The organism is Hoyosella sp. YIM 151337 (assembly GCF_026041215.1).
Lineage (GTDB): Bacteria > Actinomycetota > Actinomycetes > Mycobacteriales > Mycobacteriaceae > Hoyosella.
Map to the genome: position 1 here is coordinate 210,375 of NZ_JAPEIQ010000013.1, position 13,249 is coordinate 223,623.

The following is a 13,249-nucleotide window of genomic DNA, read 5'->3' on the forward strand; positions in this document are numbered from 1 at the left end:
TGTCCGGCCGTTTCCTGGCAAGATCGTTGGAGTGACTGCACCGCTGATGCTTCTTGACGGAGCAAGCCTCTGGTTTCGGGCGTTCTATGCACTGCCTGAATCGCTGACCTCGCCCGACGGGCGCCCCGTCAACGCGGTGCGCGGGTTCACAGACATGGTGGCCGCGCTCGTGCGCGCGCACCGTCCGGGACGGCTTGTTGTGTGCCTCGACAATGACTGGAGGCCGCAGTTCCGGGTTGACGCGATCCCGTCGTACAAGGCGCACCGAGTCGAAGCAGTCGCCACCGAACCGGGAACGGTCGACGTCGAAGAAGTTCCCGACACGCTGACACCGCAGGTCGACATGATTCTCGAAGTCCTCGACGCTTTCGGGATTGCGACGGCCGGGGCGGACGGCTATGAAGCAGACGACGTGCTCGGCACTCTGTCCGCCCGCGAAACAACGGCTCCGGTCATCGTCGTCAGCGGGGATCGTGATCTCCTGCAGGTCGTCCGGCATGAGCCGGTACCGGTGCGGGTGCTGTACGTCGGGCGCGGTTTGGCGAAGGCGGAACTGTTCGGTCCCGATGAGGTGGCCGCGAAGTACGGCGTACCCGCTGACCGAGCTGGTGCCGCGTACGCGGAGCTGGCGCTGCTGCGGGGTGACCCGTCTGACGGCCTGCCCGGTGTCGCTGGTATCGGCGAAAAGACGGCGTCTCGTCTGCTCCTCGAACACGGATCACTTGCGGCGCTCATCGCTGCCGCGAACGATCCGGCCAGTCAGCTGTCGGCTGGTCTCCGCACGAAGCTCACTGGTGCTGCCGATTACATCCAGGCTGCTGACGCCGTTGTCCGCGTCGCTTGCGATGCGCCCGTTGCGTATTCCCGCGATGACGTGTTGCCTTCCGCACCTGCTGACCGCAGACGCGTCGCGGAACTGACTCAGGAATACGGGCTCGACAATGCGGTCGCGCGTCTCACCAGTGCACTGGCCGGCGAGCCGGGGCAATGATCAGCCGAATTCCACCCCCTGCGCGAGGGGCAGGTCCCTGGAGTAGTTGATCGTGTTGGTTGCCCGGCGCATGTACGCCTTCCACGCATCTGACCCAGACTCGCGCCCGCCTCCGGTTACCTTCTCCCCGCCGAACGCGCCCCCAATTTCTGCGCCTGACGTTCCAATGTTGACGTTGGCGATCCCGCAGTCCGACCCAGCCGCAGACAGGAACAGCTCCGCCTCCCGCACATCATTGGTGAAGATGGCCGACGCGAGGCCTTGCGGGACCGCGTTATGCAGGCTGATCGCGTCCGCGAAGTCGTGATAGGTCATGACGTACAGGATTGGCGCGAACGTCTCCTCATGAACGATGGGTGCTTGCTCAGGCATCCGCACGAGCGCGGGCGATACGTAGAACGCGGCCGGCGCGTCGTCCTCGTAATACCGCTCGCCACCGTGGAGAACCTCGCCACCGCACTGTTGGGCCGCACGCAGCGCCGCCAGCATCGATTCGTACGCGTGTTCCCCGATCAGAGGACCCACCAGGACCCCAGATGAGAACGGGTCACCGATCCGTAAGGTGCTGTATGCCTTGGCTATCCGTTGGGTGACCTCATCCGCGATGGAGTCGTGCACGATCAGGCGCCGCAGCGTCGTACATCGTTGCCCCGCGGTACCAGCTGCCGCGAACACGATTCCCCGTACAGCGAGGTCAAGATCCGCAGTGGGGGCGATGATCGCGCCATTGTTGCCACCGAGTTCGAGCAGTGTCTTCCCAAAGCGCGCCGCCACGCGCGGTGCCACTTCCCGGCCCATCCGCACTGATCCCGTCGCGCTCACGAGCGCGACGCGGTCGTCATTGGTGAGGAACTCGCCTATCTCGCGGCCCCCGGGCAGTACCGAGTGCAAACGCGAATCGGTGCGGGTTTCAGCGAACGCCTTTTTTAGCAGCGCATCACACGCCAGCGCCGTCAGCGGCGTCTGCTCGGACGGTTTCCACACCACTGGGTTACCGCACACCAGCGCTATCGCCGTATTCCACGCCCATACCGCGACCGGAAAGTTGAATGCGGTGATGACGGCGGTAACACCGAGTGGATGCCAGGTCTCCATCAGCCGGTGCCCCGGGCGTTCAGACGCCATTGTCAAGCCGTACAGCTGGCGCGAGAGCCCGACGGCGAAGTCGCAGACGTCGATCATCTCCTGGACTTCACCGAGTGCTTCCGACTCGATCTTCCCTGCTTCTAGCGTCACGAGCTGCGCCAGGCCAGCTTTGTGTTCGCGCAATATCTCACCGAATCGCCGAACTACCGCGCCACGCTCAGGTGCGGGGACCACCCGCCAGTCGGCGAATGCTTCCGCTGCGGCGGTGAGGACGTCGTCTGCGTCTTGGGTCGTGGCCTGTGCGATCTCTGCAAGCACCTCTCCAGTGATAGGCGTTCGCACCGTCAAAACACCATCGGAGGAGTCGCCCGGCGGGCGCAGAGAAACGCCGCAAAGCTGCAACGCATCCTCGGTGCGCCCGCGGAGATGGTCAACGTTTGGAAAATCGCCCTGATCGTGACCCATGTGTCCATTCTGCCAGTGCGTCCGGGCGTCAGACGTTCTGGGTGTCCGCTTAGTGCGGATTTCCGACTTCGTAATCGCCTCTGCTGTTCAGGACTGTTATCTCTACCCGACGGGGCTCGTCATCGAGGTTCACCACGCACATGAAACGCACACCGCTTCGCGCTTCCTGGCCGGCGGGACAGTCCACGGCGCCAACACTGCCAGCCCGGTACACGTCTGTGATGATCGAAGCGACACCTGTCTCGACGGAGCTTTGGTTCAATGTTTGACGCACTAGCAGACCACCGCCGGGCCACACAAAGCCGAAGACGACGAACGCTCCTACGAGAAGCACACCGGCCGCGCCCCACGTAAGCCAGGCGCGACCCTGAGGCGCCGGTGACTGTGCCTCGGGAACGCTTTGTTCGCTGTGTGACGGGGCTGGCGGCGGCTGCCCGACCGGCGGCCCGAAGCCGTAGCCGCCGAGCCCTTGCGGCTGGCCGCTGCCGTGCCGCGACCATGGGTCAAACCCGGACGAACCAGGCGCAGGATCGGTCATCTCGCCTCACTCATCTGCATCTACGGCGACAACCCCGCGGCGGATCGCATCGATCGCCTTGCCTGCGGTGGACCTGACCTCCCGGTCGGGTGCCGCAACCCTGATCTGGTCCAGAAGGTCAATAAGCTGACGGCACCAGCGCACGAAATCGCCCGCGGAGATCTCGTTTGCGGCGAGGAGCGCCTCCACGAGCGGCGCCTGGGTACCCCACAGATATGCGGCGTGCACGAAGCCCGGGTCGGGTTCGCGCATCGTCGGCAGCTTATGTCGAAGCTCATCCGAGTGGATCTCTTCCCAGATACGCATTGTGTCCGCGAGCGCCCGGCGCATCGGAGCGGTCGGGATCTGGCCCCCGCTGGCGCCTTCGCGACGGGTTTCGAACACAACCGCCGACACGGTTGCCGCAAGTTCGGTCGGTCCGAGACCTTTCCAGATTCCCCGCCGGAGCGCCTCCGCGACCAGCAGATCGCTTTCGCTGTAAATCCGGCTCAGCCACTCACCTTCCTCGGTGACAGTCAATTCACCCTTCACATCCACGTAGCCGCGTTCGGTCAGCAGCGCGACGATCCGGTCGAATGTGCGCGCCAGCGAAGAGGAGGCCAGGTCCATCTGGCGCCGCAGCCGGGAGGTGTCGGACCGTAACCGGTCGTATCGCTCGAACCAGCGCGCGTGTTCTTCGCGTTCTTCACACCGGTGGCACGGGTGGGCTTTCAGGGCGCGGCGCATCTGCGCGAGATCTTTGTCGTTGGCCGCCGCAGATTTCTTGGTCTTGCGGCCGAGCGGACGGCGCGGCGGGGTGTAACCAAGGTTGCGCAGCGTCGATGCGAGATCCCGCCGAACTTGCGCCGAGCGGTAGTCGACGTGCCGGGGCAACCGCACTGCACCGAGCGTCTGTGCGGGCACCGGAAAGTCTCTCAGCGTCACACGGCCTGCCCAGGCCGAGTCGGTAATCACGAGCGGACGGGGATCCGCGAACTCCCTGTCCGGTTCCACCACTGCCGCGACACCCGCGCGCCGGCCGCTGGGGATGACGATGACATCACCGCGGCGCAGCGCGACTAAAGAGGCGGCGGCATCGTCTCGCCGCTGCTCGCTCGCGCTGCGTTCCAGGTCGCGTTCCCGCTTCGAAATCTGCTGGCGAAGTGTCGCATACTCACGGAGGTCTCCGAGATGGCATTCGACTCGGCCTTCGAGCCGGGCCAGCTCGGCTTCGTTGCGTTCCACGGTACGTGCTGCACCAACGATTGAGCGGTCAGTCTGGAACTGGGCGAACGAACGCTCCAGCAGTTCCCGCGCATCACCGGCGGGCCGCTGCCGCAACAGGTTGATGGCCATGTTGTAGCCAGGTGCGAACGAACTGCGCAGCGGGAATGTGCGCGTCGAGGCGAGACCGGCCACCATCTCAGGATCAACGCCCGGCTGCCACAGCACTACCGCGTGACCCTCAACGTCGATGCCCCGCCGTCCGGCTCGTCCAGTCAATTGTGTGTACTCGCCAGGCGTGAGATCGGCGTGCGTGTCACCGTTGAACTTCACGAGGCTCTCGAGCACGACGGTCCGAGCGGGCATGTTGATTCCCAGTGCGAGGGTCTCAGTCGCGAAGACCGCGCGAACAAGACCCTTGACGAAGAGTTCTTCGACCGTGTGCCGGAAAGCGGGGAGCATTCCGGCGTGATGCGCGGCGATGCCCCGCTCCAGCGCGGCACACCACGAAGCGAAACCGAGTACTTGCAGGTCGGCCCGGGGTAACTCGCCCGTGTGCTTCTTGATGATGTCGCGAATCTGTTTTGCCTCGTCCTCCGAGGTGAGGCTAAGCCCCGCGCGCATACATTGGCCGACCGCCGCGTCACAGCCCGCGCGGCTGAAAACGAACGTGATCGCGGGCAGTAGACCCTCATCGTCAAGCCGCGCGATCACTTCGGCACGGCCCTGCGGGCGGAATCGCCCGCCAAATCCGCCAGTCCGCCCGGAGGCTCCGGAGCCGCCGTTGCCTCGGAATCGGCTGGGACCGCCCCGGTAGGGCCCGCGTTCCGCGCCCACAGCCGCCAGCCGCTTACGGACGTGCGCGAGCAAATCCGGGTTCAGCGCTCGCGCACCCTTTCCGTGGGCGCGGCTGGGAAATAGATCGAGCAGCCGTGGACCAACCAGCATGTGCTGCCACAACGGGACAGGGCGTGTCTCATCCACGATCACCGTTGTGTCACCGCGCACAGTTTCCATCCACGCACCGAACTCTTCGGCGTTACTCACCGTCGCTGACAAGCTGACGAGCTTCACGTCGTCAGCCAGGTGCAGGATCACCTCTTCCCACACGGCGCCACGGAAGCGGTCGGCAAGGAAATGCACCTCGTCCATGACGACGTAAGAGAGACCGCGCAGTGTGTCCGACCCCGCGTACAACATGTTGCGCAGCACTTCGGTCGTCATCACGACGACCGGTGCTTCCGAATTAATACTTTGATCGCCGGTCAGCAGTCCCACGGTCTCGCGGTCATATCGCGCGACGAGGTCAGCGTACTTCTGGTTCGACAGCGCCTTGATCGGCGTGGTGTAAAAGCACTTCCGGCCAGCGCGCAGCGCGAGGTGCACCGCAAACTCGCCGACTACCGTCTTTCCCGCACCAGTGGGCGCGCAGACGAGAACTCCATGCCCACCTTCTAGTGCATCACACGCGCGCAGCTGGAATGGGTCCATCGGGAACGGCAGCATGGCCGCGAACGCGGAGCGTTCAGGTGGCGGGCTGGGCGCATCGGTCACTTCGATTGGGTTGCCTTGTCGTCTTCGATGGGGGTCACGGACGTCAGCGGTGACGCTTCGTCGTCGCTCACACCGCCGAACTCATCGTGTTCCCTGCGCGCTTTACGCTTGTCGTGAATCCGTGCGGCTTGGACCGCTCCTTCGAACAGTACGGTCAGGACGAGCGCCAGAGCGAGCATCGAGAATGGATCGTGTGGCGTCACAATGGCAGCGAACACGAACAGCGAGAAAATCAGCCCGCGCCGCCATGCTTTGAGCTTCGCATACGGCAGCACACCCACGCGATTCAGCATGATGATCAGCAGTGGAAGCTCGAAACTGACGCCAAAGATGATGATCAGCCGGATGATGAAACCAAAATATTCTTGACCACTTAGCGCTGTGACCTGGACGTTGTCACCGACGGTCAGCAGGAAGCTCAGGGCGTAGGCGACGAGGTAGTACGCCAGCACGGCGCCACCGACGAAGAGTACGGCCCCGAACGCGACGAACGACATTGCCAGGCGGCGCTCGTTGCGGTGCAGCGCCGGGACGATGAACGCCCATATTTGGTATAGCCAGACGGGACAGGCGAGCACGATCCCGGCCGTCACCGCGACCTTCAGCCGCAGCATGAACTGCTCAAACGGGCCGGTTGCCAGCAGGCGGCAGCCATCCGCACCGCCGGATGTCAGATCCGCCCGGCTTTCCGGCGGCAGCGCACAGTAAGGACCCCGGAGCAGCTCACCGAGCGATTCGAGGCCGAACACCCGCTGCGAGTACCAGATGAATGCAACGACCGTCGTGACGGCGACCGCGGCGACGCACACGAGTAACCGGGTGCGCAACTCGTAGAGATGCTCCACCAGCGGCATCGTGCCGTCCGGATTCGCCCTGCGCTTGCTGCGCCGGGAGGTAAGAGGCAAACGCAACGTTGGACTTCTTCTTACTCAAGGGATAGGGACACAGCGCACACCGCGACGGTGCCCACTCGCCCGCCGAACGATGACCTGAGCTTCAGGACTGCTGGCCTGTTTGCTGGACACCCTGCTGATCAGGTGCCTGCACGCCAGGCTGGCTGGCCTGTTCTGGCGCTGCGGCGAGCTGCTGAGGCTGCTGCTGCGCTGGCGTGGTCTTCGACTCACCGTCCTGCATCTCTTTAATCTCGCTCTTGAAGATTCGCATCGAGCGTCCCAGACCGCGTGCGGCGTCAGGCAGCCGCTTCGAGCCGAACAGGATCACGGCGATGAGCAAAACGATCAGCCAGTGCCACAGGCTCATTGCACCCACGATTTAGCCTCCCAATCACGTCTCTCTCCAGCGATGCTACCGGAGTTTTGCTGACGCACCTGTGTGCGCGCTATGCGTTCATCCACGATTCACGCTGCCGCACACGCGTACCGCATATTAACCGTACGCTCCCAGGGCCGCTTTCGTGTACGCAGCGATCCCGGCTTCAGCTCGCTGCCGCACACGTTCCACCAGTTCAGGCGGTGACACAACGTGGATTTGCGATCCGAATCCTACGAGCAGCCGAGCCATCCACTCGGTACTCGCGAATCTCATGGTCCCTGCCATGACACCCTCGGCATCGGGCGGTCCAGCCAACTCGACCGGGTAGTAATCGAGAAACCACGCGGCTTCCGGTCTAATGCGCAAGTCTGCTATCGGCAGCGCAGTGTCGTCGCTGAATAGGCCGGTCCCGATCTCGCCTTCGGCTTCGCGGGGCACTGCTGCGGACTCCTCCAGCACCGTCGCATCATCGATGCGATCAAACCGGAACAACCGAACCCCTTCCGCCATTCGGCACCAGGCCTGCAAGTAGCTCTGGTCGTCGACGAGCAAAATTCGGATCGGATCCACGATCCGTTCGGTCTGGGCATCGCGCGAGGCCGAATAGTAGCGCAGCCGCAAGGCTCGCCCGGCAGCTACCGCTGCACGTACTGCTGCCGCCGCGGCGCTGTCTGTCGCAGTCGGCGAGATCGCTTCCTCCCGTTCTTTGGAGGCGACGCCCGCCGCGGTCTCGATCTTCGCTATGGCGCGCTGTGCAGCCGCAGGATCAACCATGCCTGGCTGGTCCAGCAGGGCACGCAGCGCCACGAGCAGCGCCGTAGCCTCTGGTGAGGTAAGGCGCAGCGGACGCTCCATTCCCGCAGCGAATGTCACCGAGACCGTTGAATCGTCGAACGACAGGTCGATAAGGTCACCGGGCCCATATCCCGGCAGGCCACACAACCACAACAGATTGAGGTCGCGCATGAGGTCACGCTGGCTGACGCCGAATTCATCCGCGAGGTCGGCCTTGCTGATTCCCGGGTTGGCGAGGAGATACGGCACAAGGTTAAGCAGACGCACCAGCCTGGCAGAAACTCTGGATGCGCTCATCGTGCTGACCCTTCGCTCACGGCGTCCTGCGCGACTGCCCCTTCGAGCAGTTCAATGACCTGAGTACGGAGCGCCTGCGGTTCCAGGACGAGCGCGTCGGGCCCGTGTCCCGCGGTCACACGCGCCAGCCATTCCCATGATGACGCGGGGACATCAAGCACGGTACCCGGACGGCCACCAACCTCGGCTGGTTCGTGCGCTGTAGCGATCCGGCGCAGCTCAAACGCACGTCCATCCGCAACCCACACTTGGGCCGACCCGCCCGTCACGGTTGCCGTCACCGCATTCTTCGCGATCTCCCGCAGGTCCGCGTCCGCTGGTTTGTGGACCGTCCCCGCGGGGCCGATCGCTTCCACGTCGCCCGCAATGCGGGACAGCCGGAACGTCCGTGTATCGCGTTTTTCCTGGTCAAACCCCACGAGGTACCACTTGCCGCGCCAGGTGGTCAGACCCCACGGCTCAACCGTGCGGATTACGTAGGGATCGCTGGGCTGCCTGCGATGAGAAAACCGCACCACCCGGCCGTCGTCCACGGCGGCGAGCAGCTTCGTGACCACTGTCTCCGAGCCGCGGGTGCGTAACGGCATCGCGGCGACGGGAATCGAATCGTCGACCGGCACCCCGCCCGCCCGCAGCTTCAACAGGGCAGACTGGGTGGCCGAGTGCAGTTCCGGGGACTGCCACAGGTGCGCTGCAACTGCTACTGCAGCTGCTTCATCATGTGTCAGCTGAATGTCCGGCAGCTCATACGCGTCACGGTTGATGCGATAGCCCTCGGTTTGCGAATGCCACGATGCGCGCCCCGTTTCAAGTGGCACACCGAGGTCGCGCAGCTCAGCCTTGTCCCGCTCGAACATGCGGTTGTAGGCCTCTTCGGTGGCGTCATCCGGATAACCCATCACCGTTTCGCGGATTTGTTCAGCGGTGAGAAACTGCCTGGTAGACAACAGTGCAATCACCAGGTTGACGAGCCGCTCCGCCCTCGTAATCGACACGTACGCCGCGCCTTTCTGCCGCTCTTACATCGCCGCGATCAAGCGCTCCACACGTTCGTCAACCGCCCGGAAGGGGTCTTTGCAAAGCACGGTGCGCTGCGCTTGGTCATTGAGCTTCAGATGTACCCAGTCGACTGTGAAATCACGCCCCGCGGCCTGGGCTGCGGCAATAAATTCGCCGCGCAGCTTAGCCCGCGTGGTCTGTGGCGGTGTTTCCATTGCCGCCTTGATTTCGGCATCTTCGGTGATCCGGCTGACGAGGCCTTTGCGCTGCAGCACGTCGAACACCCCGCGGCCTCTCTTGATGTCGTGATAGGCGAGGTCGATTTGCGCGATCTTCGGGTCACTCAGCGACATGCCGTGCTTCTCTTCGTAGCGCTGGAAGAGTTTGCGTTTGATCACCCAGTCGATCTCGGTATCCACTTGCGAGAATTGCTGGGTCTCGACAGCATCCAGCATCCGGCCCCATAGATCGACAACGTGTTCCATGTCGGGATCCGGGTCGCGAGAGCGCATGAAGTCAACGGCACGGCTGTAGTACTCGCGCTGAATGTCGAGTGCACTCGCTTGCCGTCCCCCGGCGAGACGCACCGGTTTGCGGCCCGTGGTGTCGTGGCTGATCTCACGAATCGCTCTGATCGGATTGTCGAGAGCGAAGTCCCGGAATGACACGCCCGCTTCAATCATTTCGAGAACCAGCGCAGCAGAACCGACCTTGAGCAGCGTGGTTGGCTCCGCCATGTTCGAATCGCCGACGATCACGTGGAGGCGCCGGTACTTCTCAGCGTCGGCATGCGGCTCATCACGGGTGTTGATGATGGGCCGCGAACGGGTGGTGGCCGAGGACACGCCCTCCCAGATGTGCTCCGCCCGCTGCGACAGGCAGAACGTGGCAGCCTTCGCAGTGTTCAGCACCTTGCCAGCACCGACAATGAGCTGGCGGGTGACGAGGAACGGTAAAAGCACATCGGAGATTCGGGAAAACTCACCAGCGCGGACGATCAGATAATTCTCGTGGCAGCCGTACGAATTGCCCGCAGAATCCGTGTTGTTCTTGAACAAGTAAATGTCGCCGCCGATGCCCTCGTCCGCAAGGCGCCGCTCCGCGTCGATAAGAAGATCCTCAAGGATCCACTCGCCGGCACGGTCATGGGTCACCAGTTGCCGAAGCCCATCACATTCGGCCGTCGCGTACTCCGGGTGGGAGCCCACGTCAAGATAGAGACGAGCGCCATTACGCAGGAACACGTTCGAGCTTCGGCCCCACGAGACCACCCGCCGGAACAGATACCGCGCAACCTCGTCTGGACTGAGTCTCCGGTGCCCATGGAACGTGCAGGTGACACCGAACTCCGTCTCAATTCCCATGATTCGTCGCCGCACCCCAGCAACACTACCGGGAGTTGCGCCGCAAGCGCTTGCGGTTGCACGGAGCAGCCATCCGCGTCAAGATCAGGTCACCGAATTACGGTCCAGACAACTAGGCGTCACTGACGATTTAGGCTTAAACCATGGATTCACCGGCCAACGAGGGCCTGGATCTCCGTATCCCCCACACAGATGCCACTGCGCGAGCCGAAGAGCCCCGCCTAAGAGCACAGGCGGTGCGCCGGGCCGTAGGCCGCGCGGACCGCAGGTTCGTTGCGAGGACTGCGCAGTGGCGGCCCACCCCTGTCGACCGATTGATGATCGGCCTGAGCCGCTCCGCCAACCGCGGGCAGATCTGGATCGTCGTAGCTGCCTTGCTCATCGCACTAGGCGGGCCGGCACGCCGCGGCGCGGTGCGGGGCAGCCTGGTCCTCGGCGCAAGCACACTGGTCGCGACGAAACTGCTGAAGCCGCTGTTCCCTCGGACGCGGCCGCCCGCACATGCGGTGCCCGGCACCCGGCGGTTCAGCGAGACCCCAGACACCCCGTCATTCCCGTCCGCACATGCGGCGCTGGCGGCCGCATTCGCGACCGGGGTCGCTATTGAGTCGCGGCGCGCAGGGTATGTCCTCGCGCCACTCGCCGCGGCGGTCGCTTATTCACGAGTGCACACCGGCGCCCACTGGCCGTCCGACGTGGTCGCGGGCAGCGCCGTGGGTGTAACCGTAGCCCTCGTCACGCAGCGCTTCTGGAGTGCCCGCCGCAGCGCGGCGTCAGTTCGGTGATTGCTCGGAGAGTATCGCTTCGAGTTGCGGCCCGCGGATCCGCCGGAAAGCACGGCGCGGACGGGTCTGATCCAGGACCGCCACCTCTAAGGCGTTCGGCTCAAGCACTCGGCCCTCGCTCGCGGCTGGCTGGCCGGACGGCGGAGCAGCCTTCTGCAATGCCCCGACGGCGACCCGGATCGCCTGATCCAGCGGTGAATCCGTAGCGAACTTCTCTTTGAGTTCCGTGACGATCGGCTCTGTGGACCCGCCCATCACAACGAAGTTCGGTTCATCAGAGATGGAGCCGTCATACGAGATCCGGTAGAGCTGCGCTGCCCGCGGCTGCCGAGCCGCCCCGACCTCCGCCACGCACAGCTCGACTTCATACGGTTTGGGCTGTTCAGTGAAGATGGTGCCAAGCAGTTGCGCGTAGGCGTTGGCGAGCGAGCGTCCGGTCACGTCACGGCGGTCGTACGAGTAGCCGCGCATGTCGGCATGCAGGATCCCGGACCGGCGCAGATTCTCGAACTCGTTGTATTTGCCGACGGCCGCGAAGCCGAGCCGATCGTACAGTTCACTCACCTTGTGGAGGGCAGTCGACGGGTTCTCCGCTACAAACAGCACACCATCGGCATAGGTCAGGACGACCACGCTGCGCCCCCGCGCAATGCCTTTCCGCGCCAGTTCCGAGCGATCGCGCATGATCTGCTCGGCGGACGCATAGTAAGGAAATCCCATGGCCATCAGGGCTCGCCCCCGTTTCCGTTCCGTGACTGCGCCGCGCGCTCTTCAACAATTGTCCGCGCGATCTCCGCGGTCCTGGTATCAGGCACGCGTTCCGCTCCCGCAGAGTTGATGACGACCACGGTCGGATACAGGCCGCGCACCAGGTCAGGGCCGCCGGTAGCGGTGTCGTCGTCCGCAGCGTCGTACAGCGCCTCTACAGCGCACCGGACCGCGTCGCCCTCCTCCATGTCGTACCGGTACACCTTCTTCATGGCCGACTTGGCGAAAAGTGCGCCCGAGCCAACTGCGTAGAACCCCGAATGCTCCTCGTAGCGACCGCCGACGACGTCGAAGGAAATAATGCGCCCGCCCTTTTCCGGCTCAGGCGCATCGACGTCGTAACCCGCAAACAGCGGCACGACGGCCAGCCCCTGGAGGGCAGCACCGAGATTGCCGCGCACCATGGTGGCGAGCCGGTTTGCCTTACCATCCAGCGTGAGCGATACACCCTCGATTTTCTCGTAGTGCTCAAGTTCTACAGCAAACAGGCGCACCAGCTCGACCGCAACGCCGGCAGTCCCTGCGATCCCGACAGCCGAGTAGTCGTCCGTAATGAACACCTTCTCGATATCACGGCTGGCGATGACGTTGCCCATTGTTGCGCGCCGGTCTCCCGCGATCACCACTCCGCCCCCGAATGTCAGCGCGGTGATCGTCGTCCCGTGTGGCGCGATGTCACTGGAAATAGTCAATGCTCCGGCCCGGTTTCCGGGCAGCAGTTCCGGCGCATGCTGGCGCAGGTAGTCGCTGAACGACGAAAGCGCAGAGAAGCGTTCGTGCGCCACAGCACCGCCACGGGCCAGCCGCCACAGGTCATCCGCTGTCACTGGCCGCCCTTCTGCACGTAAGCGCGCACGAAGTCCTCGGCGTTCTCTTCGAGCACATCGTCAATCTCATCGAGAAGGTCGTCGGTCTCCTCGGCTAATTTCTCGCGCCGTTCCTGACCTGCTGGCGCGGCGCCTTCCGCGGACTCGTCGCCATCCCCGCCGCCCTTGCGCCTGACCTGATCTTGCGCCATTACGCCCGCCTCCTTCTCGCTGCGCCTGCCCGCATGGGCCGGCTGCTCGATATCTCCAACAGTACCGATCGTTTAGGGTTACGGCCCGGATTGGCCCCCGTTTACGATCATCGC

General features: G+C 64.0%; 13 protein-coding genes. 2 read left to right on the forward strand and 11 right to left on the reverse strand.

Annotated elements, in window-relative coordinates:
- Positions 1 to 31 precede the first annotated feature (31 nt).
- Entirely contained in the window at positions 32 to 991 is a 960-nt protein-coding gene (locus ONR57_RS07115; protein WP_265122434.1) for a 5'-3' exonuclease, read from the forward strand.
- On the opposite strand, the gene ONR57_RS07120 is transcribed toward ONR57_RS07115, so the two are convergent.
- The 8 genes from ONR57_RS07120 to pafA all read right to left on the reverse strand — a co-directional run bounded on the left by ONR57_RS07120 (position 992) and on the right by pafA (position 10,579).
- Positions 992 to 2,542, reverse strand: coding sequence for an aldehyde dehydrogenase family protein (locus ONR57_RS07120; protein ID WP_265122435.1), 1,551 nt, complete (start codon positions 2,540 to 2,542; stop codon positions 992 to 994).
- A gap of 49 nt (positions 2,543 to 2,591) precedes the next feature.
- Positions 2,592 to 3,080, reverse strand: coding sequence for a DUF4333 domain-containing protein (locus tag ONR57_RS07125; protein WP_265122436.1), 489 nt, complete (start codon positions 3,078 to 3,080; stop codon positions 2,592 to 2,594).
- 6 nt (positions 3,081 to 3,086) lie between these two features.
- Positions 3,087 to 5,789: an RNA helicase gene (locus ONR57_RS07130; RefSeq protein ID WP_265122738.1), complete on the reverse strand. Its 2,703-nt coding sequence runs from the start codon at positions 5,787 to 5,789 to the stop codon at positions 3,087 to 3,089.
- 44 nt (positions 5,790 to 5,833) lie between these two features.
- Positions 5,834 to 6,748: a twin-arginine translocase subunit TatC gene (gene tatC, locus ONR57_RS07135; RefSeq protein WP_265122438.1), complete on the reverse strand. Its 915-nt coding sequence runs from the start codon at positions 6,746 to 6,748 to the stop codon at positions 5,834 to 5,836.
- A gap of 85 nt (positions 6,749 to 6,833) precedes the next feature.
- Complete coding sequence (gene tatA, locus ONR57_RS07140) at positions 6,834 to 7,106, reverse strand: Sec-independent protein translocase subunit TatA (RefSeq protein WP_265122439.1); 273 nt, start codon at positions 7,104 to 7,106, stop codon at positions 6,834 to 6,836.
- Between the two features lie 117 nt (positions 7,107 to 7,223).
- Positions 7,224 to 8,201, reverse strand: coding sequence for a YafY family protein (locus ONR57_RS07145; protein ID WP_265122440.1), 978 nt, complete (start codon positions 8,199 to 8,201; stop codon positions 7,224 to 7,226).
- On the reverse strand, positions 8,198 to 9,196 hold the full coding sequence (locus tag ONR57_RS07150; protein WP_265122441.1) for a YafY family protein: 999 nt from the start codon (positions 9,194 to 9,196) through the stop codon (positions 8,198 to 8,200). Before ONR57_RS07150 ends, ONR57_RS07145 begins: the two co-directional genes overlap by 4 nt.
- A gap of 24 nt (positions 9,197 to 9,220) precedes the next feature.
- Positions 9,221 to 10,579, reverse strand: a complete 1,359-nt coding sequence (gene pafA, locus ONR57_RS07155; RefSeq protein ID WP_265122442.1) for a Pup--protein ligase — start codon at positions 10,577 to 10,579, stop codon at positions 9,221 to 9,223.
- Between the two features lie 128 nt (positions 10,580 to 10,707).
- On the opposite strand from pafA, the gene ONR57_RS07160 reads away from it, so the two are divergent.
- Positions 10,708 to 11,349, forward strand: coding sequence for a phosphatase PAP2 family protein (locus tag ONR57_RS07160; protein WP_265122444.1), 642 nt, complete (start codon positions 10,708 to 10,710; stop codon positions 11,347 to 11,349).
- On the opposite strand, the gene prcA is transcribed toward ONR57_RS07160, so the two are convergent.
- Genes prcA through ONR57_RS07175 form a run of 3 tightly spaced genes read right to left on the reverse strand, consistent with a single transcriptional unit; the run spans position 11,338 to position 13,135 of the window.
- Entirely contained in the window at positions 11,338 to 12,069 is a 732-nt protein-coding gene (gene prcA / locus ONR57_RS07165) for a proteasome subunit alpha (RefSeq protein WP_265122445.1), read from the reverse strand. The genes ONR57_RS07160 and prcA overlap by 12 nt on opposite strands.
- Before the next feature lie 5 nt (positions 12,070 to 12,074).
- A complete protein-coding gene (gene prcB, locus ONR57_RS07170) occupies positions 12,075 to 12,944 on the reverse strand; it encodes a proteasome subunit beta (protein WP_265122446.1) in 870 nt (289 codons plus the stop codon).
- Positions 12,941 to 13,135 carry a ubiquitin-like protein Pup gene (locus ONR57_RS07175; RefSeq protein WP_265122448.1) on the reverse strand — a complete coding sequence of 65 codons (195 nt, stop codon included), beginning with the start codon at positions 13,133 to 13,135 and terminating at the stop codon, positions 12,941 to 12,943. The genes prcB and ONR57_RS07175 overlap by 4 nt, the downstream gene beginning before the upstream one ends.
- Positions 13,136 to 13,249 lie beyond the last annotated feature (114 nt).